The organism is Corynebacterium sp. HMSC062A03 (assembly GCF_001811145.1).
Lineage (GTDB): Bacteria > Actinomycetota > Actinomycetes > Mycobacteriales > Mycobacteriaceae > Corynebacterium > Corynebacterium aurimucosum.
The window spans coordinates 1-26,488 of record NZ_KV803647.1 but is presented as its reverse complement, the minus strand read 5'-3'; the positions used below and the strand labels follow the sequence as shown (position 1 = coordinate 26,488).

Sequence of the window (26,488 nt, the reverse complement as noted above, 5' to 3'; positions counted from 1 at the left end):
GCAGCTCCTAGTTGCGCAGCATCTCAGCGATAAGGAAAGACAGCTCCAGCGATTGCTGGGTGTTTAGGCGCGGGTCCACGGCGGACTCGTAGCGGCCCGGCAGATCCACATCCGTGATGTCCTCAGCGCCGCCAAGGCACTCGGTGACGTCCTCACCGGTGAACTCCAGGTGCACGCCGCCCGGGTGGGTGCCCAGTTCACGGTGGACCTCGAAGAAGCCTTGGACCTCGTCGACGATCTTGTCGAAGTGGCGGGTCTTGTAACCGTTCGATGCCGTGAAGGTATTTCCGTGCATAGGATCGGACTGCCACACAACCTTGTGGCCGGAGTCCTCCACTGCCTTGATGATCGGGGGCAGCACGGAGCGCACCTTATCGTGGCCCATACGGGCAATCATGGTGAGGCGGCCCGGCTCACGGTTCGGGTCAAGCTTCTCCGCGTATTCCACTGCCTGCTCCGGCGTCACGCCAGGGCCAAGCTTGATGCCCACGGGGTTGCCGATGATAGAAGCAAAGGCCACGTGGAAGTCCTCAAGACCACGGGTACGCTCACCAATCCACAGCTGGTGTGCAGACAAGTCATAAAGCTTGGTTTCGCCGTTGAGATCCGTGCCCAGTCGGAGCATGGAACGCTCGTAGTCCTTCAACAACGCCTCGTGGGAGCAGTAAATCTCCGCCGAGCGCAGGGTCTCGTCCGAAACCCCACAGGCGTTCATGAAGGCCAGGCCGTTCTCAATCTCATCCGCCAGCGCCTGGTAGCGCGCACCCGCCGGGGAGTTAGCCACGAATTCGCGGTTCCACTCGTGGAGGCGGTACAGGTCTGCGGTTCCGGAGTGGGTCAGCGCCCGGACCAGGTTCATTGCCGCCGAGGAGTTCGCGTAGGCGCGAATCATGCGGGCAGGATCGTGGCGGCGGGACTCTTCGTTAGCTTCCACGCCGTTAACGATGTCACCGCGGTAGTTGTACAAGCCGTTCGCGTCCAGATCAGAGGAGCGCGGCTTCGCGTACTGGCCGGCGATACGTCCCAGCTTTACTACCGGAGTGGACGCGCCGTAGGTCAACACCACGGCCATCTGTAGCAGCGTCTTGATGTTGCCGCGGATGTGCGGCTCAGTGTTGGATTCGAAGGTCTCGGCGCAATCGCCACCCTGGAGGAGGAAGGCTTTGCCCAAGGCGACGTCGGCAAGCTTGCGCTTGAGATCCTCAACTTCCGGGGCCACGACGATAGGCGGTACGGATTCAAGAATCTTGCGCACGTTATCAGCCTGCAGCTGATCCCAGCTCGGCTGCTGTTTTGCCTCGCGGGAAATGGCGTCTTGGAACTTCTCATTGATCCCCTCCGGCAGCGGCGGCAGATCAGGAAGCACTTCTTTGGGAATATCTACTGTCCAACTCACACCCAGTATTTAACCATCTTGGGCCTGTCACGCGTTAGTTAATGGACTTTTCGGCCGCGGTATTAATTCACGATTAATGCACGCGGTTGCCCCTAGTCAGCGGCAATTGCTGCTCGCAGACTCGAAACTTAGCCAGATTATGGCGGGCGTCGACCAACGCATCATGGTTGCCATTGGGTACTGGAGGCAGCTTAGGGCGGCCAGCAAACTCCCAATACTGCTTCAGTTCGCGGGTATAGCGCGGCATCCCCTTGGGCAGGCTAGCCATGTCTCCCCACAGTTGTGCGAGGACCACATGGTCATAGGCTCCTACCCAAGCCCACAGCTCAATGGGCGTGGAATGCCGGCCCAAGAATTTCAAGAGCTCTTCGCGGATGGTCTCACGTGATTTCCAAACTGGGTCTGCGGGGCTTGGCAATTTATCCAAGACGTTCTCCCGCACCCACGCATTAGCCTTCGCGGGGTCGAAATCTGTGGACACCGCGTAGTACTCGCTTCCGTCTTCCCCGACAATACCGATGGAGACCAGCTCGATGGTCGATCCGTCCTCAATGAATTCGGTGTCGTAGAAGTAGCGCACGTCCCGTATCCTAGTCTGCCGCCTAGAGCTGCCTTGCCACTGGGGGCCTATACTCAGCTGCGTGAAGAAAGCCCTTTCCTCTCCCTTTCTCCCCCTGATAATCGCTGGGCTGGCAGCCCTACCGTGGATTATCCAGCCTGCAGCGTTATTCAGCGGCGGCTCCGCGCTTCCCTATTACCACGTTGACCTCGATGTATATCGCGAAGGAGGGCGCGCGCTGCTGCGCGGAGAGAATCTCTACACGCAAAGCTATGTACTCGACAACGGCGTCTCACTGCCCTTTACGTACCCGCCTTTTGCCGCAGTGCTCTTTGCCACGGTGTCGTGGATACCGCTGTGGCTACTCTCACTTCTCCTCACTGCGGCATCGGTGGCAGCGCTCTGGGGCTGCCTCTACGCCGTCCTTTCTCGGAGTTGCACCACTCACAGGCCCGGCTGGTGGTCTTCGTGGGCGCTCTGTGTGTGTCTGCTGTGCGAGCCCGTTATCGATACTCTCAGCTTCGGCCAAGTCAATCTCCTGTTGACAGCGATGGTCGTTGTCGATTGCCTGCTGCTGAACTCGCGGAGCCCGTGGCGTGGGGCCCTTAGCGGCGTGGCTATGGCTATCAAACTGACCCCGGCGGTCTTCCTTGCGGTCTTTGTCATCCGCCGCGAGTGGCGTGCTTTCACTACGGCCCTAGGTTCCTTTACGGTCTGCGGCGTGGTGGGCCACTTCGCTTCACCGGCAAGCTCCACGGTGTATTGGAGCGATACCATCCGGGATTCCTCCCGTATCGGCACACTGACCTACTCCAGCAACCAATCCCTCCGGGGCCTGCTCAGCCGCGTCATCCCTGAGCAAGCAACAGCCCTCTGGATAGTCGGGTGCCTCCTCATCGTGGCGACGTTGTGGTGGGTCATGGAGCGCACATCCTCACAGATTGAGCTTCTGCTGCTAGCCTCGTCGGCAGCGCTGCTGTGTTCACCTGTCTCGTGGTCGCACCACTTCACGTGGCTGTGCTTGGCGGCGGTGTATCTGACTGCCCGCCGCCGCTGGTTCATTGCCAGCCTCACATGGCTAGTTCTTCTAGCCCGCGGTCACTGGCTTGTCCCCCACGGTGAGCAACTCGAACTGACGTGGTCGTGGTGGCAGCAGATTCCGGGCAATGACTACTTCTTGCTTGTCGTATTCCTCGTTGCGTTGAGCTGCTGGCTCAAGCTCACACCTTTGGAGGAAGGTTCCTTCTTCCGCCGACTGGCTCCAATCGGCGGTGGGGTCAGCGCCCAGCCCAAGACGGGTACCTTGCCTAGGGCCCATAGGGCCAAGGACGCAACAGCGCAATAGAGCACGCACATGCTGAGCCAGAACCAAGTATTTTCCAGTGGCCATTGACCCGCCAGGGTGACCTCCCGCGGGTGGAGCGCCATGGGGTAGCCATAAAGAACGGTCAGGCGCTGAGTAGTTATCCCACGCGCGGCGGGTGAAAAATCCGATGGCATAGGCCACGATCATCCCGGAATATGCCCAGAAGCTACGATGATCCCACGTTCCCTTAAACGGTGCCTCGATGGCGGAGGTGAATGCAGCAATGGCATCCCGGAAATAGGCGGAGCGTGAAAAGCTCTGCGAAGCTGAAGCGAAACACCTTTTGTGCGAAGAAGCCGCTCACCAAAAAGAACAAAGGCAAACGCAAGGGGTCCAGCCACACGTTGAAGGCAGCCAGCCACGTGTCCTTGGATTCTGGAACCGTGAGCGTGATGTGCAACAGCACGACGCCCAAGATGGAGATCCCCTTTGCTACATCGGGTCAGGCTAATCGCTGTTTGGGGGAGGAAGTCACTGATTACCGCGCCTCCGAACCGGGCTCGGCCCCTTCCGGGTAGCCGTGTCCGGCTTGCAAGGAAGCCTTGACATCGGAAGCGTACACGTCGACATAAGGTTCGCCCGTCAATTCCGAGAGTTGCTTCATCACGTAATCCGTAAAGGCACGAGCGGTGGCGTGATCTTGCGGGTCGAGGTTACGCCCAGCGGCCCATGCTCGGGGGTCGATGGGCTCTCCCACGCGCATGCCGACGCGAACTGGGCGCGGAATCCACGAACCGATCGGGTTGGCCTTCCGGGTATTGATCATGGCGATCGGAATGACCTTTTCACCCGTGGTCAGCGCGATGCGCGCCATGCCGGTGCGCCCCTTGTAGATACGCCCATCAGGTGAGCGAGTTCCCTCCGGGTAGATGCCAAAAAGATCTCCGCGGCCAATAATGCGTTCCGCGCTCGCCAGCATCGCGTCACTAGCGTCCTTGTTGACGCGGTCAATCGGCACCTGCCCGACCGAGCTAAAGAACCACTTTTGCATGCGGCCGACGAAGCCGGGGGTAGTGAAATACTCGCTCTTTGCCAAGAAGGTAATCTGCCGCGGGCACAGAAGCGGGAAGTAGAAGGAATCCATCACCGCTTGGTGGGAGGAGGCCAAGATAGCCGGTCCGGACTCCGGGATGCGATCCATTCCTTCGGACCATGGGCGGTTCCACACTCGAAGGGCCGGGCCGAAAAAGATGTGCTTGAAGGCCCAGTACCACTTGTTTCGCATCGCTTATAGTCCTATCTGTATGTGCCGAACAGGCAGTGCTGCCCGGTGAAAGAAAAATGTGCGGTGTTAACCTCGGTGCTCCTGGCGGGCGAGATCAGCGACTCCGATCATACCTGCCGCCGAACCCAACTTCGCGGTTGCGACTCGGGCCAGGGGCCTGTGACCGGCCCCGACAATCTGGCTAGCCATGGACTCCCGCGCTTGATCTAGGTAAAGATCCGCGTCCTGGGACACCCCGCCGCCGATTACAATCAGCTCTGGATCGAGCACATCTGCCACCATGGACAACCCCTGCCCGAGCCACTGGCCGAAGTTCTCCATGACGGCCAATCCCAGTGGATCACCTTGTCGAGCCGCAGCGGTGATCTCCTCGCCGGAGGGGTTTAGCGGAAGGGCGGTATCATAGTCGCCGCGCAATTCCTCGCAGGTATCCGGCAATGCGGTGCCGGAGGCGTAACGCTCGAGGCAACCACGCTTGCCGCAGGAGCACAGGCGCCCACCCGGTGACACGACAAGGTGCCCAAACTCTGGTGCGGTACCGAAAGCTCCTCGGTAGATTGTGCCGTTAGTAAAAAGCGTGGCACCAATGCCGGTTCCCACGGCAAAAAAGACCCAGTCCTTCGCACCCCGTCCAGCACCGAAGCGCCATTCCCCCCAAGCAGCCGAGTTAGCATCGTGTTCTAGGCGAACCGGGATGTCCATACGGTTGCTGAGGATCTCGCGTACTGGGGCATCACGCCACGGCAAATGCGGTGCGAAACGAACGACTTCACACTCGGGATCCAAAAAGCCTGCGAGAGCAAGCCCCACGGCCTCGATGTCATGGGATGCGGCCAGATTGTCTACGCAGCGCACGATGTCATCTTCGAGTGTTTGCGCATCCGTGGCGGTGGGCACACTCAGCGAATCCACAATCTCTCCGGAGGGATCAATCACCGCAGCACGCAGGTTGGTTCCACCGATATCGAACCCGATGGTGAGGCCAGCGTGGCCGCCTTCAGCGGAGGGAAAGTGTTCAAGCATGACTAGTAGGATATACCGCGTCCTGCCCACGATCACATTCAAGAACCTCACGCAATCGTGCGCCCATAATCTCCCACGTCCAATGCTCTTCCACGTGGCGCCGTCCAGCTTCCCCCATACGGTGGGCTCCGGGGACGTCGCCAAGCAGCGTGCACAACGCTAGCTCAAGCTCCGGCACCGAGGAACCGCGCACAACTATGCCCGTCTCCGGCGTTACTGTCTCCGGCGCACCGCCGGAATCCCCTGCAACGACTGGTAGGCCCGCCGCCTGCGCCTCTAGGTAGACAATTCCCAGGCCTTCGACGTCGAGGCCGCCACCCCGGGTGCGCGCCGGCATGGCAAACACGTCGGCGGCGTGTAGCGCCATCCTCAATTCCGCCGTATCCCGTGCTTCCTGCACCAAGGCGTCCGGGCAGTACAGGCGCGCAAGCTCACGCACAGTCGACTCATAACGACCGCGCCCGATGATGAGCAACTGGGCATCTGGAATTCGCGCGCGCACTTCCGGCATTGCGCGCAGCAGCTGGTCTTGGCCTTTCCGCGGGACCAGGCGGGAGATACAGACGATGACCGGGCCTGGGCCTAGCCCGAAGTGCTCCCGTGCTGCTTGTTTCTCTTCCGTAGTAGCCGGGGTGAAATCCTCTAGGTTGACCGCCGAGGGCAGGTGCACCCACTGGGCACGCGTGCCGAACGCGGGCTCGAGCCTGTTGCGCGTGTACTCAGAGATATACGTGATAACATCGGCATTCTGACCGATTCTGCGCAAGGCTTGCCGCGCCAAGGGAAGCATGGACCACCCCACCTCATGCCCGTGCGTCGTTGCCACAATGCGGCTTGCCCCAGCCGCACGCGCGGACGGCGCCATAAGCGCCAGCGGAGCTGCAGCACCAAACCAGACTGTCCCAATGTTGTTTTCACGAATGAGCTGCTGCATACGACGAGCTGTGGCGGGCGTCGGCAACATGATGCTGCGTGGCCAGCGGACCACGGTATAGGGCAGCGTCGCGTCATACTCCGCGGCAGCGTCACTATCTTGAGTCGAGGCGAAGACCACGACATCCTGCGGGTTGAGGGTGGCTAGAAAATCTCGAAGATAGGACTGAATCCCGCCAATAGTAGGCGGGAAGTCATTGGTGACGAGGAGGGTGCGCGCCATAACCTAGTAACGAACGGCGCCTTGAACGGGCATGGAATTAAGCGGCACCACGGCCACGGGCACACCATAGGTGGAGGCGTGAACCACTTGGCCATCCCCGATATACATTCCCACGTGGGTCACGCCGGGATAGTAGCCCACGATGTCCCCTGGCTGCAGCTGATCCATCGGCACTGGAGTGCCACCGGCAAGCTGCGCCTGGGAGGTACGTGGAATGCTCTTGCCCATCTGTTGGTAGCTCCACACCATGAGACCCGAACAGTCAAAGGCATCGGGACCGGTAGCACCCCACCCATAGGGAGCGCCGATGCGGGTAAGAGCGGCCTCGACGGCGGCGGAGCCAGAGCCATCAGCCAACGCGGCTAAGTCAAGACCGGAAGACCCGCCGAAGTGCTGGATCCACGCCTCCCGCGCTTCGGGGCTGAGGCCATCAACGGTGACTTCTAGTTCCTTCTGTTGTTCCTCCAGCTCGGCCTTTTCCTTGAGAACAGTATCCCGCTGTTCCTGCAATTCATCACGCTTGCGGCGGGCTTCCGCGGCAGCATCGACAGCTTCCTGGTGCGCATCATCTGCGGCGGCAGAGGCAGCTACCATCGCAACTTCTTCACGTTTCGCAGCCTTGGACAACGCGCCCAGGTAGCCCATGCGCTCGACCGCGCTGGCGACGTCATTGGCGTTAAGAGCAGCCGAAACTGAGGTCGATGCAGCATTCCTGCGATAACGCTTTTGCGCGAGCGCATCGATGCGTTCCTGTTGCGCAGCTACCGCCGCGGAGGCGTCCTCGGAACTGCGGTGCGCTTCCTCGGCCTTGCGGTCCAACTCTTCAATGGCCTTCTCCGACTCGGCGAGCTCATCCTCAAGCCCCTTGACCTCTTCACCCTTGGCAGACACGCGCTGGGCGACGTCCGCCATACGCTCAATGAGGCCAGGGAGATCTTCAGGCTCCTGCGCTTGCGGGGTGCTTTCTTGCTGCTCCGGAGAAACCTCCTGGGACATAGCCGATGGTGAAAGGACGGCTACTGGAACGGTGCTCAAGGCAAGTGCAGCGACCGCACACGCAAGGCCACGACGCGACATGGGTACCCCCGAAACTTAGAGAAGGTTAATAGCTGACTGGATCATACCCTCAGTCGAGCAAAAACATAACGGCTACAAGAATAGCCGAGCCCCTTCCCTACCCTCACCATCAACATGGCAAGAACAGCGGAAGGGGTTGAAAAGACTACCCGGCGCGCTTAGAAGCGAACTGCGGAGTGAATCGGCATGTAGTGCAGGGAGCGCTCGCCCACCGGGGTGCCGGAGTTCAGAGCGTCAATGATGGTGCCATTGCCAGCGTAGATGCCGACGTGGGATGCACCGGAGTAGTACACGATGATGTCGCCCGGCTGCAGCGCATCGAGGGACACCGGGGTACCGGCGGAAGCCTGCGCCTGGGAGGTGCGCGGGATGGACACGCCAGCCTGCTGGTAGGCCCAGGATGTCAGACCAGAGCAATCGAAGGCGCTCGGACCATTAGCACCGTAGACGTACGGGGAACCGATTGCGGAACGAGCGGCTGCGAGCACCTTCTCACCAACAGACTGGGACGGTGCCGGGGCCGGGGCTGCGGCGGCCGGGGTCTCAACAGCAGCGGCGTAGCCGCCACCCTGGTTAGCCTTGAAAGCCGGGATGTAGCGGTCAACGTTCGGCAGCTGCTGAATGTTCGGGACGCTCTCCAGGCCGGCAACGTCGAAGCGGATGTCGGTGTTCGGGACGACAACCTCGGCGGCGTTGGCGGCTGCCGGGGTGACAACCGCTGCGGTTGCTGCGATAGCAGCGGTGGATGCAATGCGACGGGTGTTCAGGTTGCCCTGACGACGGTGCTTAGCCACGAATTTAAACTCCAAATCTTCCTGCGCGCCTACTTTTCTCCGCCAAGAGGACAAATCTTGTGTCTATCTTCTCTGCAACGCGGATGAAAGCTCTGACCCAAGGGACGGGCCTAGTGTTCGACGATGACCCATTCCTGTAGAGCCATCTCCACTCGGCCCCCGAATTTTTAGGAGGGGCCAGACGCGGCGCTTAAATCTTCAGTTCGTATTGAGCACCGGTGATGTGTACACCGTGTCGGTAACTCAATGTCTCGAATAGGTTACGAAACCATCACAAGCAATGTCGAGTCAGAAACGCAAAACCGACTCCGTTACCGTCCTGTTATCAAATGGCAACCTAAACGACATAGTGCACAATTCTTCCACTCCAATGCACAATAACTATCGCCGGAAGCTTGCCCTGAGCAGCGATATCAGAGCCTCAGGAACACGCGCCGCCCCCTAGACCATTGCCACACTACGCCAACAGAAAAGCTCCACAAAACTGGCTGTGTAACCTTCGTCACACCGCCGTAATGCGCTTTAACAAAAGCCCCATTTGCCCCACCACCAACTCTCATCCGAGCTTCAAACGACACTAATCGCAGAAGGAAATCCGCCCTCCCAGGCCCGCACGCATTCCGCCTACCATCACTAGCGAACAACGCTGATGCAACAGTAGCCATATATAGAGAGAAGCACGGGAAGCGGACTGACTAGTCACGCACGACGCTCAACGCAGCGATTCCGGCCAGGGGAGAACTAGCGCACTGTTTGAAATCAACTACTAAGGACGCGCGAAGCCGAAGAGAATCATGAACGCTGGGACTTGCCGCTTGACTCAGCAATTGCCCCTACCTCTTCCCTTGAAGTACTTCCGGCCGACGCCGAGCGCTCAATCTCGAGCGACGGTATCGCCGAAAGAACAGATTAGGGAATGCAAAAGGGCTCAATGGCCCGCATAAGCGGCAAGAATGAGAAAGCGTCCCGTCCATCGCATGGACGAGACTCACTGCTCAATATAGGTCACGCTCTACCCGCGCTGCACACGCACAGATAGAAGGCCCCCTACCCCACCTACTTCGTGGAGATCACAGCGTGAGGGAAGTCAGGCAAGCGGAAGACCGCAAATGCCCGTCGCGGAAGGTCAGCCAAAGGCTCACGGGACTTCACCTAACTCAACTCATGCAATAAAACGCTGAGAGCCCGCACCTCTCCCTATTATTCGGAAGGCGGTGCGGGCTCTGTGAGCGTGTTTCAGTGAGTGAAGGCGCTAGATGCGGCCATTCTCCTCGTCATCGCGACGGTTAGCCTCGTTGAGCTGACGGAACATCTCCGTCTCCTCAGCGTGGTTCTCGTGGCGAATCTCGTTGACGCGGGACACGATAGCCGGGTCATCGGTGGAGAAGATACCCTGCGTTTCGGAGTCAGCCAGACCAAGCTGGTTAAGCTGCTTCGGAACCTGGGCGCCAGCGTACTCGAGCGGAATCGGGTGGCCGTGGTCATCGACCGGGCCGAGCGGCTGGTGAACCTCGATGAAGGCACCGTTCGGCAGCTGCTTAATAACGCCGGTCTCAATACCGTGCTCCAGCACCTCGCGGTCGGAGCGCTGCAGACCAACGCAGATGCGGTAGGTCATGAAGTATGCAATCGGCGGCAGGACAATCAGACCGATACGGCCAACCCAGGTCATCGCATTCAGCGAGATCTGGAAGAAGTGTGCCACGTGGTCGTTACCACCAGACAGCGTTACCAGCAGGAAGAAGACGATGGCAGCCGCACCGATAGCGGAGCGAACCGGAACGTCACGCGGGCGCTGCAGAAGGTTGTGGTGAGCGTCGTCGCCCGTCAGCTTCTTCTCAATGAAGGGGTAGGCGAAGAGCAGGACAACCATCAGGCCACAGAGCAGTGCGACCCAGAATGCAGACGGAATGGTGTAGTTGCCGATGTAGAGCTCCCATGCCGGCATGACACGAGCAACACCGTCAGTCCACAGCATGTAGATATCCGGCTGGGAACCAGCGGAGACCTGGGACGGGTTGTACGGGCCAAGGTTCCAGATGGCGTTAATCGTCATCAGACCGGAGATAAGAGCCAGCACGCCGGCAACCATCATGCCCATGCCGATGGCCTTCGTGGCAAAGACCGGCATAATGCGGACACCGACAACGTTGTTCTCAGCGCGACCCGGTCCAGGGAACTGGGTGTGCTTCTGGAACCAGACCATGATGAGGTGCGCTGCGATGAGACCCAGGATGATGCCCGGGATAACCAGCACGTGCAGGATGTAGAAGCGGTCCAGCATCAGGTCGGACGGGAAGTCGCCACCGAAGATGGCCCAGTGCAGCCAGGTACCGATGATCGGCAGACCCAGGATGATGGCGGACATGATTCGCAGACCAACACCGGAGAGCAGGTCATCCGGGAGGGAGTAACCGAGGAAGCCCTCGACCATGCCCAGCAGGATCAGAGCGCAACCGATAATCCAGTTGGCCTCACGCGGGCGGCGGAACGCACCGGTGAAGAAAATACGCAGCATGTGGGCAATCATGGACATCATGAACATGAGTGCTGCCCAGTGGTGCATCTGGCGAACGAACAGGCCGCCGCGCACCTCAAAGGAAATATCCAGAGCCGTTGCATAAGCACGGGACATCTCGACGCCGTTCAGCGGAGTGTAGCCGCCGTCGTAGATGACCTTCGTGATGGAAGGATCGAAGAACAGCGCCAAGTAGATGCCGGTCAGCACCAAGATGATGAAGCTGTACAGTGCCATCTCACCGAGCATGAAGGACCAGTGAGTGGGAAAGACTTTGTTGAGCTGGGTACGCAGGACGCCGGCGGCGGAGTACCGCTCGTCCATGTTGTTACCCATCTGTGCAAGTTTGTTACTCATTATGACTTACGCTCCCAGAATGCAGGTCCGACGGGCTCGATGAAGTTGCCCTTAGCAATGAGGTAGCCCTCTTCGTCCACGTCAATCGGCAGCTGCGGCAGCGCACGGGCGGCTGGGCCGAAGACCGGCTTGCCGTAGTGCAGAGCATCGAACTGCGACTGGTGGCACGGGCAAAGAATGCGGTTGGTCTGAGCCTCGTACAACGAGGTCGGGCAACCAATGTGGGTACAAATCTTGGAGTAGGCGTAGTAATCGCCGTAGTGGAAGTCTTCCTGCCCCTTGCGCTCGATGGCCTTCTTGGCGTCATCGTTGCGCAGGCGGATGAGCATCACGGCGTTACGGTTGCCATGGATGGAGTGCATGTGGTTGGTGTAGACGTCCTTGTCCTCGGAGTACTCCGCACCATCATTGACATCCTCAGCAGCCAGCGGGAAGACAGTCTCCATACCACCGGCAGCCAGATCCTCCGGGCGAACACGCACCAGGCGGGTGACGCCACGCGTGGTGTAGTGAGAGCCGGACTCACCCTCGTGCATCTCTGCGATGGTACCGGTGTCGCGAGCGAGATAGAGCTTGACGCCCTTCTCGTGCATGGTCCAGCCGGAGGTCCACAGGGTGCCATCACCGGTGTAGTCCAAGTCGTGGCGCTTCTTCCACGGGTTGTTGATAGCGCCGCCGAGCGGAGCGATAACGGTCAGGCCGAAGAGAACGCCGGCACCACCGAGCAGACCCTTGATGGTCTTACGACGACCCAGAGTCGAGGTGGTCCAGGAATCATTCAGCAGCGCGGTCAGCGTGCGACGGTCAACCTCATCAGAGGGGCCATCGTGACGACGCTGAACGGAAATCTCCTCGGGGAGAATCTTCTTGACGTACTGAACAATGGCAAAGCCCAGGCCCAGGATGCACAGACCAGAGGTCAGGCCAAGCAGCGGGGTGTACAGGGTGTGCCACCACAGGCCATCCTCACCCAACATCTTGTACTCCCACGGCCAGAAGAGGTACACGCCGAGGAAAGCGATACCCATCAGGACGGAGATGATCAGCCAGAAGGTGACATTGCCAGCAGCGCGCTTCTCAGCGGGATCGCCCTCGACTGGGAAGCGCTCCTTGCGGAATGCGACGGTGACATCATCCAGCTCGGTACCGAGCGCTGCAAGCTCGTCGTTGCTCATAGCATCGAGCTCTTTACGAGAGTAATTCTTCTTTACGTTACTCATGAGCGAGATCCAATCCACATAGCGGCAACGCACAGAAGGCTGATGCCGATGATCCACATTGCCAGGCCCTCAGCCACCGGACCGAGGCCGCCGAGCGACCAACCAGCCGGAGACGGGGTTTCCTTCGCAGACTTGAGGTAGGCGATGATGTCCTTCTTCTCATCTGCGGTCAGCTGACGGTCAGAGAACTTAGGCATGTTCTGCGGACCGGTCAGCATTGCCTGGTAGATCTCCTGCTCGTTGGCCGGGTCGAGCGGCGGCGCGAACTTACCGGAGGAAAGAGCGCCTCCCCTACCGGTGAAGTTGTGGCAGGACGCGCAGTTCATACGGAAGAGCTCGGAGCCCTTTGCTACGTCCTCGGCCTGGATCTGGCCGTTGTAGTTAGCGCCACGCAGGGACTCCTGCGCAACGGAGCCATCCTCGTCGTAGACGATGTCGGCACCGCCACCGTTGGCAGCGACGTAGGCGGCAAGCGCCAGGGTCTGCTGCTCGGTGTAGCGCGGAGTCTTGCGCTCAGCCTGAGCGTCGTTGGACATCATCGGCATACGGCCGGAGTGAACCTGGAAGTACACGGAGCCGGCGCCAATACCAACGAGGGAAGGACCACGGTCCTGGATACCCTGCAGGTTCGCACCGTGGCAGGTGATACAAGCGACTTCGTAGATGTCCTTGCCCTCTTGAACGAGTGCCTGGTCATCCTTTGCGGCGGTGGCCACCTGTGCGTCAGGGGTCAGGGCGGAAGCCAAGACACCTGCGCCAGTGAGCCCGATGCTCAATGCAAAGACGCCAGCAAGCGTGCGCTTCGCCTTGCGGCGACGGCGGGTCTTCTTAGCCGCGGCAGCGGTGTCTTCCACTGCGGCGGGCTGCTGGATGTTATCCATCATTTTCCTTTAGATAACTCGTACATGGAGATGAATGACTGTAGGCCGGCTATTCTCCGGCGACTACGGCCTACTGAACTAGGTAGATGACTACGAACACGCCAATCCACACAACGTCAACGAAGTGCCAGTAGTAAGACACTGCCATTGCCGCGGTGGCCTGTGCAGGCGTGAACTTGGAGCGAGCAATGCGCGCCAAGATAATTCCGAAGGCGATCAGACCCGCAGTCACGTGTGCCGCGTGGAAACCGGTCAGGATGTAGAAGACCGATCCGAAGACACTGGACTGAACAGTGAGACCTGCCATGATCAACTCTGTCCACTCGAACGCCATGATGCCCAAGAAGACAACACCCAACGCGATGGTTACCGAGTACCAGAGTCGGAGCTTGTAAACGTCACCCCTTTCTGCTGCAAACACGCCGAACTGAGAGGTCACGGAGGAAAGAACCAGGACACTCGTAATGAGGAAGCCCATGGGCACGTTGATGTGCGCCGTGTGCTCTGCCCAGTCACCCTCCTGGCCGTTCGCACGCGAGGTAAACCACATCGCGAACAGTCCAGCAAAGAACATCAATTCCTGAGACAGGAACACGATGGTGCCGACGCTGACCATGTTGGGTCGGTTCAGCGCGGCAACACGTGGTGCTGCCATACCTTGGTTAGAAACTACGCTCGTCACGCCTAACAGTATGGCTGGTCTGACCGCATAAGTCATCTCATTTCCCCCCGATTTTTTTGAGGCCACGACCTAGACCTTCACAGTTTTCACCCCGGACAGGAACTATAAATCTTCCAGGAAGTAGTCGGGAACTTTTTAGCGCGCTTTACGACGCCCCATCCCTGCAGGTAGTGAGACTTGGCAACGCATGTTGTGAAGCCAGCAACAGGACAAGAAGAGGTACGGTTCGCCCGCAATCCGGCACGGGGCGGACCTTCCCTAATGAGATAAATCACACCCACCCCCATAGGCGAAAGTGCAGGACTGCAACTTTCGGTTGACCCCCGTAAAAATGGCCGTTAACGTGCTGGAATTCTAAGCCCAGACCTCCAGGTACACGCTTTCGGCGGCAGCCTGCTTCCCCCAGCGCCCCACCCATAGCGATATTTTTTCGACTTGTTGGGAACTTTCCGCAACGCAGTACGACGCAGTCTTATCAACGACAAAACCTCCGCCACGAGGTGTGGCGGAGGCTTGAGAAGTCGTGACGCTAGAAAGCGCGGCAGAAAAGGTTAAGCCTTAGTGCTTTTCCTTCGGAAGGCCATACTGCAGAGACAGGCCGGTCACGGAGGTGACCAGCAGGACTGCGCCCAAAATGATCATCCAGAAGTAGAGGAAGATAATGCCTAGACCAAGAACTGCGATTGAACCGGTCATGCACAGCGGCCAGATGGAGCTGGGAGAGAAGAAGCCGAGAATACCAGCTGCGTCTTCAGTCTCCGCTTCTTCCCAATCTTCCGGCGCGATGTCGGAACGGTTATCGGTGAAGTGCAGGTAGCCACCCAGCATGAGGCAGAGCAGCATAGCGAGGACCATGCCCACGATGCCGACCCACTCGGTGCCGTACATGTAGCCATCATCCTTGACGTAGTTAACGCCAATGATGTAGACGATGAGCGACACGAAGAGGTAGGTCGCGATGGAATAAAAGACCTTAGATGTTGCACGCATTTTCTATCAGTTCCTTTTCTTATGCCGCCTCAGCGGTGTCGACAAAGTTGTCGGCATCGCGGGTGTCGCGCAGAGAGTTGAACGGAGCGGTGGTAACTGCGTAGGGCTCTTCACCGATGTGCTCGAGAGCCTCGGCGTTGGTTGCCTGCGGGTTCTCCTCACGGAACTTGAGGTACTCGTTGAAGTCTGCGCGGTCAACGACGCGAATCTCAAAGTTCATCATGGCGTGGTAGGTACCGCACATCTCAGCACAGCGACCAACGAAGGCGCCCTTTTCCTCAATCTTCTCTACCTGGAAGCGACGCTCCTGAGAGTTGTTCTCCGGGTGTGCGTAAGCATCGCGCTTAAACAGGAACTCCGGAACCCAGAAGGAGTGGGAAACATCGCCGGAGGCGAGGCGGAACTCAATCGGGGTGTCTACCGGCAGAACCAGCACCGGAACCTCTTCGGTGGTACCAACGGTCTCAATCTTGTTGAAGTTGAGGTAAGAGATATCGCCCATGGACTTACCGTGGATCGGGTTCGGGTTCTCAGTACCCTCCGGATCCATGGAAGATTCCTCAGCGAGCTTCTGGCGCTCAGCATCGGCACCATCGTAGTTCTCGCCATCAACCTTGTTCTCGGCGTAACCGAACTTCCAGTTCCACTGGAAAGCCGTGACATCGACGGTAACCTCAGGGTTCTTATCCAATGCCGTCACCTTCTGCTGTGCCTGAACCGTGAAGAAGAACAGGCCCATAATGATGAGAATCGGAATGATGGTCAGAGCCATCTCCAGCGGCACGTTGTACTGCAGCTGCTTGGGGAACTCGCCCTTACCAGCCTTCTCAGCCTTCTTCGCATTCCAGCGGAAGATAGCGGTGAGGAACAGACCCCACATAATGAAACCGATGATCCATGCAGCAACCCAGACCCAGATCCAGAAGTTGTACATCGAGGTCGCCTCAGGGGTCACGCCCTTCGGCCAACCCATACCAAGGAGGTTCTCAACGGCCGTCGGTGCTGCGACGTCACAACCTGCCAGAGCTAGACCGCCCAGAGCGATGACGCCCGCTAGGCCCGCCTTACGGCCGAGGTTGCGTTGCTTACGCTGTCCCACGTGTGTTCTGCCTTTCTGTGCACACAAACTTCTCGAATACTCACAGAGCATTCCTACCCAATCAGGATAGAGGATCCTGCCTGAATTTCAGACCTTTTCACTGGACTGATTAGACGCTGGCTCCGCTCTATAAATCGTGAACGTACGGGATGTTACCGGCCCACCTGCACAAGGTCACACCGACTACCCCACCCTCCCCCTACCCGCTATGACCCAATTCACAGAGCACATAGCTGTACATCATCCGAAAGTTCGCACCCTAACGGGGAGCGCGGCGCGGGGTTCGCAGATCCTCCAGATCCGGCCGTAAAGTGTGTCAAAGATGAAGCTTGATATATAAGGAGAAGCAAGTATATGTGCGGACTCTGCGCGCTACTGAGCGCCGATCGCAATGCCGCCCAGCACCTGGAGGCCCTCGAGCAATCCCTCCAGTGCATGCGCCACCGCGGCCCCGACGCTGCTGGCACCTGGCATGACGAGGATGCAGCCTTCGGCTTTAACCGTCTATCCATTATCGATCTAGAACACTCAAACCAGCCGCTTCGCTGGGGCCCTGAAGACAACCCCGAGCGCTATGCCCTCACCTTCAACGGCGAGATTTATAACTACGTGGAGCTGCGCGAAGAGCTTAGTGCCGCCGGCTATACCTTCAATACTGAGGGCGATGGCGAACCCATCGTCGTCGGCTACCACCATTGGGGCAAAGACGTTGTCGAGCACCTGCGCGGCATGTTCGGTTTCGTCATCTGGGATACCGAAACTCGGACCATGTTCGCCGCGCGCGACCAGTTTGGCATCAAGCCCCTCTACTACGCCACCACCGACGCCGGCACCGTTTTCGCCTCTGAAATGAAGTGCATCCTGTCGATGGCCGATTCGCTGGGTCTAGACCTCAGCCTTGATAAGCGCGCCATCGAGCACTATGTGGACTTGCAATACGTGCCTGAGCCGGAGTCCCTCCACGCCAATATTCGCCGCGTCGAGTCTGGCTGCACCGTAACGCTTCGCCCTGGCGAAAAAGTTGTATCGGATCGCTACTTCAAGCCCCGCTTCCCCATTCAACCTGTGAAGCAGGGCGAGGAGCAGAAGCTCTTCGATAGGATTGCGCGGGCATTGGAGGATAGCGTCGAGAAGCACATGCGTGCCGATGTGACCGTCGGTTCCTTCCTCTCCGGCGGCATTGACTCCACCGCCATCGCAGCCTTGGCCAAGCGCCACAACCCGGACCTCCTCACCTTCACCACCGGATTCGAGCGCGAAGGCTACTCCGAGGTCGACGTCGCGGCCGAGTCTGCCGCCGCCATTGGTGTAGAGCACATCGTTAAGATTGTCTCCCCCGAGGAATACGCTGAGGCTGTTCCGAAGATCATGTGGTACCTGGACAACCCCGTGGCAGATCCCTCTCTTGTCCCCTTGTACTTCGTGGCCCAGGAAGCCCGTAAGCACGTCAAGGTGGTGCTGTCTGGTGAAGGTGCCGACGAACTTTTTGGCGGCTACACCATCTATAAGGAGCCGCTCTCGCTAGCTCCGTTCGAGAAGATCCCCTCCCCGTTGCGCCGCGGCTTAGGCAAGCTCTCACAGGTCCTCCCCGAGGGAATTAAGGGCAAGTCCCTGCTCAACCGCGGTTCCATGACCATGGAAGAGCGTTACTACGGCAACGCGCGCTCCTTCAACTTCGAGCAACTCCAGCGGGTGCTCCCGTGGGCCAAGCCGGAGTGGGACCACCGCGAGGTTACCGCTCCGATTTATGCGCAGTCCCAAGACTTTGACCCGGTAGCCCGCATGCAGCACCTCGACCTGTTTACGTGGATGCGCGGCGATATTTTGGTCAAGGCCGACAAGATGAACATGGCCAACTCCCTGGAGCTGCGCGTTCCTTTCCTGGACAAGGAAGTATTCAAGGTCGCGGAAACTATCCCCTACGACCTCAAGATTTCGCACGGCACCACCAAGTACGCGCTGCGCAAAGCCATGGAGCAGATTGTCCCGTCGCACGTACTGCACCGCAAGAAGCTGGGCTTCCCGGTTCCTATGCGCCACTGGTTGGCCGGCGATGAGCTTTATGGATGGGCCCAGGATCAGATCACGGAGTCCCAGACCGAGGACATCTTCAACAAGAAGGAAGTTCTGGAGATGCTCAAGGAGCACCGTGACGGAATCACCGATCACTCTCGCCGCCTGTGGACGGTGCTGTCCTTCATGATTTGGCATGGCATCTTCGTGGAAGAGCGCATCGACCCGAAGATTGAGCAGCGCGATTACCCCGTGAAGCTCTAATAAAATAGAGAATAAAAATGAAGCCCTCGCCATATGGCGAGGGCTTCGACATATCGTCTATGTGACTTTAATTGAAGGAGTCACCGCAAGCGCATGAACCGCCAGCGTTGGGGTTATCGATGGTAAAGCCCTGGGCCTCAATGGTGTCGGAAAAATCGATCTTGGCGCCAGTGAGGTACGGGATGGACATCTTGTCTACGACGAGGTTGACGCCGCCAATGGAGTCCACCTTGTCACCATCCAGGGTGCGGTCATCGAAGTAAAGCTGGTAGCGCAAGCCCGCGCAGCCGCCCGGCTGGACAGCAATGCGCAGTGACAGATCATCGCGGCCTTCCTGATCAAGCAGGGACTTTGCCTTGGCCGCAGCGGCCTCGGTCAGGATTACTCCGGTTGCAGACGCGGGAGCGGTCATGATTTCTCCTCTTATGTTTACGGAATTTTTTCTGGAGCCCACCCTACCCCCTCATACAAGAGGAAGAAAGGATGCCTCACAGTTCACTAGTGGTTCACTGGTGCCCTGTTCCCTGACCACAACGCTATCTCCCGCGGGCCTATTCCCGTTATGTCCGCGCGACCTTGTACGCTAAACAGCGTGAAACTTCCGTGGCAAAAAGATGACAAGACTTCTTCCCCCGCCGAGCACACCCCGGCGCCGGAAGAGCAACCCGCCGCCGAGAAACCGCACCGCAAGGGCTACACGCCGCCGAAAGGCCGCCCCACGCCCAAGCGTGATGCGCAGGAAATCGCCCGCGGCGTCAAGCGTGATCCCCGGGGAATGTCGGACGCGCAGCGCTACCAGCACCGCAAGGAACTCAAGGCTTCCATGTCTAAGGCAGAGTGGAAGGAATATAAGCGCAAGGAGCGCCAAGAGTCCCGCGAGCGCAACAAGGTGGCACAGGAGCGCATGGCCGCTGGTGACGAGCGCTACCTCCTCGCCCGCGATAAGGGCGAGGTCCGCCGCTACGTGCGCGATTGGGTAGATTCCCACCGCTTCATTAACGAGTGGGTCATGCCCTTTGCCATCGTGCTGCTGGTGCTCATGTTCGTCAGCACCCGGGACCCGCGCCTGTCGCAAATCATCTCGATTGGCGCCATGGCGGTCATCGTAGTCTTCGCTGTCGAGGGATTCTGGCTCGCGCGTAAGTGCAACAACGCAGTGCGCCTGAAGTTCCCCGGCACCACCGAGGCCGGTTTTGGTCTAGGGTTCTACGCGTACTCCCGCGCCTCCCAACCGCGCAAGTGGCGCACGCCGCGTCCGCAGGTGGAGCGCGGAGCTACCGTCTAAGCCGGAGGACACATGCCTGAATTCACCGCGGTTCCCCAGCTGCGCCCTTCAACCGCAGCTCAACCAAACCGCATGGCAGAGATTGCTGCATGGCTGGCGGCAGCGCAGGAGTCTCCGCAGGCCACACCTCTTGAGCGGCCCCGGGCCATCGTCTTTGAAGACGCCCGGCCCACTGCTGAACGCACTGTCGACGGTGTGGGTATCACGCAGCATTCCCCCGCTGATGAAGAACGATGGCGCGATAATCTCCTCAGCGCTGCGCAGCGGGCAGGGGCGGGCATCGACTTCGTCGAGTGCACCAGCGGCGACTCCGAAAACTCTGAACCGTGCGACAGCGCTACCGCCATGTCCCCTGCGGAGTGCGAGTCCTTCGTCAGCCTAGGCATGACCACGGCAGATCGGGAGATCGATTCCGGCGCCGACCTGCTCATCACGTCCGCTTGTGGAATCGACACGGAGACCGTTGCCACCAGTGTTATGGGCCGGATCACCCACACCGAACCGGTAGCGATTGTGGGGACGAATACTCTGGCCAGCGGCATCACGGATGCGATGTGGAAGGCCCGCGTGAGCGTTGTGCGCGACTCCATGTTCCGTGCCCGCAACCTAGAGGGCTGGGAGGTCGTGCAGACCATCGGTTCCCCGGCTCTCGCGGCGTTGGTGGGCTTCATCGCGCAGGCCACGGCGCGGCGAACGCCGATGCTTATCGACGGCCCCCTGGCAGCCACCGCCGCCGTCCTAGCCGAGCGCACTGCGCCCGGTGTGAAGGGCTGGCTTCGCGCGGGAACCACCACCCCCGAACCGGCGCACGCCCTCGCTCTCAAGGAGCTGGGGCTTAACCCACTGCTTGATTTAAACCTGAGTGAAGGTTTCCCCCTCGGCGCGCTCGCGGCCTTGCCGCTGGTGCAGCTGGCCGCCGAGCTCGCCTAGGCAGCCCACTTATTTCGCTTCAACCAGCGTGTGCAGCCAGCCGTGGGTATCCTCCACGGACCCGCGCTGGATGCCGGTGAGGCGCTCGCGCAGAGCCATCGTCGTGGCACCGGCCTCATCGTTGTTGATGTGGAAGTCGGTATCGGTGCCCATAACGTGGCCCACCGGGGTAATAACGGCTGCGGTTCCGCAGGCAAAGGCCTCCACCATGGCGCCGGAGGCAACATCCTGCTCCCACTCCTTGTAGGTGATGCGGCGTTCTTCCACCTTCAGCCCCATGTCTTCGGCCACCTGCAGCAGAGACTTACGGGTAATACCCGGCAGCAGCGAGCCCGACAGCTCTGGGGTGACCAGGGTCTGGTTTCCCTCTTCGCCGTAGACGAAGGCGAGGTTCATGCCACCCATTTCCTCGATATAGGTGCGCTCGATAGCGTCCAGCCACACCACCTGGTCGCAGCCCTTCTCCGCTGCCTGCGCCTGCGCGAGCAGCGAAGCCGCGTAGTTGCCGGCGAATTTCGCTGCACCGGTGCCGCCGGGAGCGGCGCGTACATAGTCGGTGGACAGCCAGACGGACACCGGCTTGATACCACCGGAGAAATACGCGCCCGCCGGGGAGGCGATGACGACATAGCGGTAAGAATGCGCCGGGTGCACGCCCAGGGAGACATCAGTAGCGATCATGAAGGGGCGGAAGTACAGGGCTGCCTCGCCGCCAGCCTCGGGGACCCAGGCCTGGTCGACGTCGACAAGCTGGCGCAGGGATTCAATGAACTCCTCTTCCGGCAGCTGCGGCATTGCCATGCGCTCAGCAGAGGCTTGCAGACGCTGTGCGTTCTGCTCTGGGCGGAAGGTAGCGATGCTGCCGTCAGGCTGGCGGTAAGCCTTGATGCCCTCGAAGATGGCCTGGCCATAGTGGAAGACGGTAGAGGCCGGGTCCATGCTGAACGGCGCGTAAGGGCGCACCTGCGCGTCGTGCCACCCCTTGTCCTCAGTCCAGTCAATCGTCACCATGTGGTCGGTGAAGTGCTTACCAAAGCCCGGGTTCGCCAGAATCTCCTGCAGGCGTTCCGGGGAGGTGGGTTTATCAGTTCGCGTCACGGTGTAATTCAACATGCCTCACAGCGTACTCCCCAGACACCTATAGAAGTGCAGAAATGCCCAAGCGAAGTATTGCCTGAAATAGTCAACCTTCGCGTACATTGCCCCTCCGCGTTCCACGTCATGGACACGGGTAGGGTGTGAGGAGTATCCCATTGTCATTTTCTCAAGGAGGACATCGTGGCTTCTTCCACGTTCGAACTGCCCGCACGCGGCTTATTCCCCACCGTTGAGTTGGCCAAGAAGGCCCCCAAGCAGGCAGACGCCCTGCTCATCGCTACCTTTGCTGGTGAGGAGGGGCTCGAGGTGCCGGGTACCTCTCTGCTCGGTTCCTCCGCGCTGCGCTCGACGTACGAGGCTCTCGCGGCCGTGGGCGCGACGGGTAAGGCCGGGGAGATCGTGAAGGTTCCTGCCCCACAGAAGGCAGGTGCCGCCCAGGTCATAGCACTGGGTTTGGGTGCCGTTGAGGCGCTCGACGATGAAGCTCTGCGCCGCGCCGCCGGCAGCGCCGCTCGCGCCACTGCGGGCGTGGGCACCATCGTGACCACCTTGGCGGACTTCGGCGTTACGGCCGCCGTTGAGGGACTCATCCTCGGCGGCTATGCCTACCGCGGAATCCGCTCCACCGATCTCAAGGACAAGGAACAGCCCGCCACCTTCGTGGTCGTGGCCGATAAGTCTGTCTCCGAGGAATTCGAGGCCGCCCGCACCGTGGCCGAGTCTGTCTTGCTTGCCCGCGACCTAGTGAATGCCCCCGCCAACGAGCTTTACCCGGAGTCTTACGCCAACTTCCTTTCCGGCCAGGCCAAGGAGGCTGGTCTTGACGTCGAGGTTCTCGATGAAAAGCAGCTGGAGAAGCAGGGCTTCGGCGGAATCTTGGCCGTGGGCAAGGGCTCGGCCCGCCCACCGCGCTTGGTACGCCTGAGCTGGAAGCCCAAGAAGGCCAAGAAGCACGTGGCCCTCGTGGGTAAGGGCATCACCTTCGATACCGGCGGTATTTCCTTGAAGCCGGGCAATGGCATGTGGGACATGATTTCGGATATGGGCGGCTCCGCTGCCATGGCGGCCACCATCATCGCTGCGGCCAAGTTGAAGCTGCCGGTTCAGATCACCGCTACCCTGCCGCTGGCGGAGAACATGCCGGGCTCTGGTGCCACCCGCCCGGGCGATGTCATTACCCACTACGGCGGCCTGACCTCCGAGGTCCTCAACACCGACGCTGAGGGCCGCCTCGTGCTGTCGGACGCCATCGCCCGCGCCAGCGAGGATAAGCCGGACTACCTCATTGAGACCGCGACGCTGACTGGCGCACAGATCGTGGCGCTGGGTTCGCGCACCTCCGGCATCATGGGCTCCGAGGTTTTCCGCGATCGCCTGGCCGAAATCGGCCGCGAGGTGGGCGAGAGCGCCTGGGCCATGCCGCTGCTGGAAGAGCACGACGAGGAGATCAAGTCCCAGGCCGCAGACATCCGCAACATCAACGCTAAGCGTGAGGGCGGCATGGAATTCGCCGGCACCTACCTCAAGCAATTCGTGGGCGAGGGCATCGAGTGGGCCCACATCGATATCGCCGGCCCGTCCTGGAATGGTTCCGCCCCGCGCGGCTACACCCCGAAGCGCGCTACCGGTGTGCCGGTGCGCACCGTGGTGGCAGCGCTACGCGAGATCGCAGAAGCCTAGATCAGAGCGTCTTCAACTCGGCTCCCGTGTGAGCGGCTTGAGGCCGCTCACACTTCTTCGCCGGCGATGACGTAGTCCTCCTTGTCCGCCAACGGGAGGACGGTGCCATCTGACATGGCGCGGTCGGTGACGAGCCCGTCATCGTCGACAAGCGCGACCTCGTTGCCTTCCTCACGCAGGCGGCGCAGGCCTTCCTTGAGCATGCGCCGGCCCACCTTGTGCAGCCCAGAGACCTGGGAGAAGTCCAAGGCCAAGCGCTTGCCGGAGAACTGGCGCTCCTCCAGCTCGTGGAGGATGGCTTCCGTGGCGGTGAAGTTGATATGACCCTGCAGTCGAATGATCGCCGTCTCATCATCTTCATCAACGCTGCGTACTGGGTGCACACCGAAGCGGTTCTCTGTGGACATCAGGTGCAGGCCCATGTCCGAGGAGAGCTCGCGGAAGATTGCGGTGCCGCGCACGCTATTGCCCTGTTCATCAAGGCGCGGCGAGAACGTCGCCACGCCGCTCTGCCCCGGCAGCGTACCAATGAGCCCGCCGGATACGCCGGACTTCGCGGGGATTCCCACCTCCGCCATCCAGCGCCCAGCGCCGTCGTACATGCCGCAAGAGCTCATCACCGCCAGGGTCATGCGGCAGACATCGGCGTCTAGAATCTTCTCTCCTGTTACCGGCTGGCGCCCACCATTGGCCAAGGTCGCGGTCATGACGGCAAGGTCGCGCGCATCGACCGACAGCGCGCACTGCGAGGTATAGGACAGCACGGCATCGTGGGCATCGTCCTGAATGATGCCATAGGAGCGCAGCATGTGTGCGAGGGAGAGGTTACGCTCGGCATGCTCAAGTTCGGAGTCACACAGGCGCTTGTCGACATCCACCTCGCGCCCCGCCAGCTGTGAAATGAAGGAACGAATCTTTTCCACGCGGTCCTCCACGCTGGAGTCCACTCCGTTGATGAGCTGGTTGACCACAATGGCACCGGCGTTAATCATCGGGTTTACTGGGCGGTGATCTTTGGCGAGGGAAAGCTCGTTGAAAGCCTGCCCAGAAGGCTCGAGGCCGACGACGTCACGCACCGCGTCTAAGCCCAGCTCACTCAAAGCGAGGGCGTAGACGAAGGGTTTGGAGATGGATTGGATGGTGAAGCGGTTTTCTGCGTCACCAGCGCTATACAGGTGGCCTGTAACAGAGCACAGCGCAACGCCCAACTGGTCTGGGTTTGCGCTGGCCAGTTCCGGGATATAGTCCGCGACTTCCCCGGAATCGTGATCGTGAACGCCATCGAGGATTTTCTGTAGATAAAAAGGAATCGGTGTCTTCATCGCTTCCCAGGGTATAGAATTGCCCCGTATGACACCTGCACTCATCATTGTCGATGTCCAACATGATTTTTGCCCCGGCGGAGCCCTCGGCACCGAACGCGGCAACGAAGTTGCTGAGCGCATTGGCGCTCTCCAAGCCTCTTATGAAACTGTCGTAGCCACACAGGATTGGCATATCGATCCAGGCACCCACTTCTCTGAGAATCCCGACTTCGTCGATACCTGGCCCACGCACTGCGTAGCTGATTCTTTCGGCGCCGCCATGCACGAGGCCATCGCACCCGCCCAGGCCTACTTCAAGAAGGGTGAGTACACCGCCGCCTACTCGGGCTTCGAGGGCGCGGCCGACGGTGTTCCCCTGGCAGAGTGGCTGCGCGAGCACAATGTCACCGCCGTGGACATCGTTGGCATTGCCACCGACCACTGCGTGCGCGCGACGGCTGCCGACGCCCTTAAGGAAGGCTTCACCGTGCGAGTTCTGGCGGACTACTGCGCGCCCGTCGACGAGACCCGCGGCGCTGCCGCCCTGGAGGAACTGGCCAAGGCAGGCGCCACCATCGTTAGCGAATAGGCAACAGGCGTTGTGGCTGTTTAGCTATCGCCCTGTTGGTTCTGCTGCTGGCGCTGCTCAAAGCGTTCGCGGCGCTCGCGCTGCTCCTCCCGCTTGCGCAGAATACGCTCTCGCTCGATGCGCTCGCGCATGCGCTGGGGATAGCCAGTCTCTTCGACGTCATAAACATCGCAGCGCAGAAGCTTGGCCACCGCGTCAATCCCTTTGGGCCCACCAATGCGGCGGCGGATGAAGGCGCCGCTTTCATCAACCACGACGACCGACATCTCGTTGACCACGGTCTCCGGCTCCACAAATGCCTCAATATAAGCGCGTCCCTGCGCCCAAGCTTGGAGCTCCTGAGCGTCTTCTGCGCGAATGGTCTCCCCCGGTGCGCGGGGCGGGCGCAGTTGGGACTTAGAGCTATTGCGGCGGAAGGGGTTGAACATGGCTCTTTAGCCTACCGGAGGCCACCTTCAGCTTCTTCGTGCGGAGGATGCCCCAATTCACCCCACCCATGCGCAGCTTTTATAAACACGCTGTAGAATCAATCACTAGCGTTTCACTAATTCCAACTTTCGAGGAGTCTTAACACTTATGGCACACTCTGTTGTGATGCCCGAACTGGGCGAATCTGTAACCGAAGGCACGATTACCCAGTGGCTGAAGTCCGTCGGTGACACCGTCGAGGTCGACGAGCCATTGCTCGAGGTCTCCACCGACAAGGTCGACACGGAAATCCCCTCCCCGGTCGCCGGCACCATCCTCGAAATCAAGGCTGAGGAAGATGACACCGTAGACGTGGGCGAGGTCATCGCCATCATCGGTGATGAGGGCGAGTCCGCACCGGCTGCTGAGGAGTCCGAGGATTCCTCCGAGAAGGCTGCTGAGACCCCGGACAAGCCTGCTGAGGACGCTGAGTCTGAGGCCCCGGCCGCTTCTGGTGACGCTACCGACGTGGAGATGCCGGAGCTTGGTGAGTCCGTCACCGAAGGCACCATCA

24 protein-coding genes and 1 pseudogene are annotated in these 26,488 nt (G+C 60.0%); 7 read left to right on the top strand and 18 right to left on the bottom strand.

Features of this window, described 5'->3' with window-relative positions:
• Positions 1–7 precede the first annotated feature (7 nt).
• Positions 8–1,396 (bottom strand): class II 3-deoxy-7-phosphoheptulonate synthase, encoded by a 1,389-nt coding sequence (locus HMPREF2781_RS01110; protein ID WP_070445234.1) that lies wholly within the window; start codon positions 1,394–1,396, stop codon positions 8–10.
• Positions 1,397–1,469: 73 nt separating this feature from the next.
• Positions 1,470–1,976, bottom strand: coding sequence for a polyadenylate-specific 3'-exoribonuclease AS (locus HMPREF2781_RS01105; RefSeq protein WP_070445233.1), 507 nt, complete (start codon positions 1,974–1,976; stop codon positions 1,470–1,472).
• A 61-nt stretch (positions 1,977–2,037) separates the two neighbouring features.
• Here HMPREF2781_RS01105 and HMPREF2781_RS12100 point away from each other — a divergent pair, with 61 nt between their 5' ends.
• Positions 2,038–3,300: a glycosyltransferase family 87 protein gene (locus tag HMPREF2781_RS12100; RefSeq protein WP_246821745.1), complete on the top strand. Its 1,263-nt coding sequence runs from the start codon at positions 2,038–2,040 to the stop codon at positions 3,298–3,300.
• Positions 3,301–3,556: 256 nt separating this feature from the next.
• Here HMPREF2781_RS12100 and HMPREF2781_RS12600 read toward each other — a convergent pair.
• From HMPREF2781_RS12600 to HMPREF2781_RS01035, 12 genes and pseudogenes are all read right to left on the bottom strand, one after another.
• A pseudogene (locus HMPREF2781_RS12600) lies at positions 3,557–3,745 on the bottom strand (hypothetical protein); the annotation flags it as partial.
• 54 nt (positions 3,746–3,799) lie between these two features.
• Complete coding sequence (locus tag HMPREF2781_RS01085; protein WP_070643671.1) at positions 3,800–4,546, bottom strand: lysophospholipid acyltransferase family protein; 747 nt, start codon at positions 4,544–4,546, stop codon at positions 3,800–3,802.
• A gap of 66 nt (positions 4,547–4,612) precedes the next feature.
• Positions 4,613–5,569 (bottom strand): ROK family protein, encoded by a 957-nt coding sequence (locus HMPREF2781_RS01080; protein WP_070643669.1) that lies wholly within the window; start codon positions 5,567–5,569, stop codon positions 4,613–4,615.
• A complete protein-coding gene (locus tag HMPREF2781_RS01075) occupies positions 5,562–6,725 on the bottom strand; it encodes a glycosyltransferase family 4 protein (RefSeq protein WP_070643666.1) in 1,164 nt (387 codons plus the stop codon). The genes HMPREF2781_RS01080 and HMPREF2781_RS01075 overlap by 8 nt, the downstream gene beginning before the upstream one ends.
• A gap of 3 nt (positions 6,726–6,728) precedes the next feature.
• The gene (locus HMPREF2781_RS01070) at positions 6,729–7,802 is read right to left on the bottom strand and encodes a C40 family peptidase (protein ID WP_070643663.1); all 1,074 of its coding nucleotides are present in this window, start codon (positions 7,800–7,802) and stop codon (positions 6,729–6,731) included.
• A 158-nt stretch (positions 7,803–7,960) separates the two neighbouring features.
• Entirely contained in the window at positions 7,961–8,596 is a 636-nt protein-coding gene (locus tag HMPREF2781_RS01065; protein WP_070445698.1) for a C40 family peptidase, read from the bottom strand.
• A 1,252-nt stretch (positions 8,597–9,848) separates the two neighbouring features.
• Positions 9,849–11,471: a cytochrome bc1 complex cytochrome b subunit gene (locus HMPREF2781_RS01060; RefSeq protein WP_070445213.1), complete on the bottom strand. Its 1,623-nt coding sequence runs from the start codon at positions 11,469–11,471 to the stop codon at positions 9,849–9,851.
• Complete coding sequence (locus HMPREF2781_RS01055) at positions 11,471–12,691, bottom strand: cytochrome bc1 complex Rieske iron-sulfur subunit (RefSeq protein ID WP_070445210.1); 1,221 nt, start codon at positions 12,689–12,691, stop codon at positions 11,471–11,473. The genes HMPREF2781_RS01060 and HMPREF2781_RS01055 overlap by 1 nt, the downstream gene beginning before the upstream one ends.
• Positions 12,688–13,575: a cytochrome bc1 complex diheme cytochrome c subunit gene (locus tag HMPREF2781_RS01050; protein ID WP_070643661.1), complete on the bottom strand. Its 888-nt coding sequence runs from the start codon at positions 13,573–13,575 to the stop codon at positions 12,688–12,690. Before HMPREF2781_RS01050 ends, HMPREF2781_RS01055 begins: the two co-directional genes overlap by 4 nt.
• A gap of 67 nt (positions 13,576–13,642) precedes the next feature.
• Positions 13,643–14,227 (bottom strand): aa3-type cytochrome oxidase subunit III, encoded by a 585-nt coding sequence (locus HMPREF2781_RS01045; RefSeq protein ID WP_010190575.1) that lies wholly within the window; start codon positions 14,225–14,227, stop codon positions 13,643–13,645.
• Between the two features lie 585 nt (positions 14,228–14,812).
• On the bottom strand, positions 14,813–15,244 hold the full coding sequence (locus HMPREF2781_RS01040) for an aa3-type cytochrome oxidase subunit IV (protein WP_070445207.1): 432 nt from the start codon (positions 15,242–15,244) through the stop codon (positions 14,813–14,815).
• 19 nt (positions 15,245–15,263) lie between these two features.
• Positions 15,264–16,343: an aa3-type cytochrome oxidase subunit II gene (locus HMPREF2781_RS01035; RefSeq protein ID WP_070445204.1), complete on the bottom strand. Its 1,080-nt coding sequence runs from the start codon at positions 16,341–16,343 to the stop codon at positions 15,264–15,266.
• Positions 16,344–16,697: 354 nt separating this feature from the next.
• Here HMPREF2781_RS01035 and asnB point away from each other — a divergent pair, with 354 nt between their 5' ends.
• Complete coding sequence (asnB, locus tag HMPREF2781_RS01030) at positions 16,698–18,620, top strand: asparagine synthase (glutamine-hydrolyzing) (protein ID WP_070643658.1); 1,923 nt, start codon at positions 16,698–16,700, stop codon at positions 18,618–18,620.
• Positions 18,621–18,687: 67 nt separating this feature from the next.
• Here the strand turns inward: asnB and HMPREF2781_RS01025 are convergent, their stop codons facing one another.
• Positions 18,688–19,032, bottom strand: a complete 345-nt coding sequence (locus HMPREF2781_RS01025) for a HesB/IscA family protein (RefSeq protein WP_010190580.1) — start codon at positions 19,030–19,032, stop codon at positions 18,688–18,690.
• 180 nt (positions 19,033–19,212) lie between these two features.
• Between HMPREF2781_RS01025 and HMPREF2781_RS01020 the strand changes: the two genes are divergently transcribed.
• Positions 19,213–19,905, top strand: coding sequence for a DUF3043 domain-containing protein (locus tag HMPREF2781_RS01020; protein WP_070643655.1), 693 nt, complete (start codon positions 19,213–19,215; stop codon positions 19,903–19,905).
• Between the two features lie 12 nt (positions 19,906–19,917).
• Entirely contained in the window at positions 19,918–20,835 is a 918-nt protein-coding gene (locus HMPREF2781_RS01015; protein WP_070643652.1) for a nicotinate-nucleotide--dimethylbenzimidazole phosphoribosyltransferase, read from the top strand.
• A gap of 9 nt (positions 20,836–20,844) precedes the next feature.
• Here the strand turns inward: HMPREF2781_RS01015 and HMPREF2781_RS01010 are convergent, their stop codons facing one another.
• Positions 20,845–21,948: a branched-chain amino acid aminotransferase gene (locus tag HMPREF2781_RS01010; protein WP_070643649.1), complete on the bottom strand. Its 1,104-nt coding sequence runs from the start codon at positions 21,946–21,948 to the stop codon at positions 20,845–20,847.
• A 165-nt stretch (positions 21,949–22,113) separates the two neighbouring features.
• On the opposite strand from HMPREF2781_RS01010, the gene HMPREF2781_RS01005 reads away from it, so the two are divergent.
• Positions 22,114–23,613 (top strand): leucyl aminopeptidase, encoded by a 1,500-nt coding sequence (locus HMPREF2781_RS01005; RefSeq protein WP_070643646.1) that lies wholly within the window; start codon positions 22,114–22,116, stop codon positions 23,611–23,613.
• A gap of 47 nt (positions 23,614–23,660) precedes the next feature.
• On the opposite strand, the gene HMPREF2781_RS01000 is transcribed toward HMPREF2781_RS01005, so the two are convergent.
• Positions 23,661–24,935: a glutaminase gene (locus tag HMPREF2781_RS01000; RefSeq protein ID WP_070643643.1), complete on the bottom strand. Its 1,275-nt coding sequence runs from the start codon at positions 24,933–24,935 to the stop codon at positions 23,661–23,663.
• 28 nt (positions 24,936–24,963) lie between these two features.
• On the opposite strand from HMPREF2781_RS01000, the gene HMPREF2781_RS00995 reads away from it, so the two are divergent.
• Positions 24,964–25,506: an isochorismatase family protein gene (locus tag HMPREF2781_RS00995; RefSeq protein WP_070643641.1), complete on the top strand. Its 543-nt coding sequence runs from the start codon at positions 24,964–24,966 to the stop codon at positions 25,504–25,506.
• Between the two features lie 20 nt (positions 25,507–25,526).
• On the opposite strand, the gene HMPREF2781_RS00990 is transcribed toward HMPREF2781_RS00995, so the two are convergent.
• Positions 25,527–25,934, bottom strand: a complete 408-nt coding sequence (locus HMPREF2781_RS00990) for a hypothetical protein (protein WP_010190593.1) — start codon at positions 25,932–25,934, stop codon at positions 25,527–25,529.
• Between the two features lie 148 nt (positions 25,935–26,082).
• Between HMPREF2781_RS00990 and HMPREF2781_RS00985 the strand changes: the two genes are divergently transcribed.
• Positions 26,083–26,488: biotin/lipoyl-containing protein (locus HMPREF2781_RS00985; protein WP_305764402.1), on the top strand; the 406-nt coding region annotated here is incomplete at its 3' end.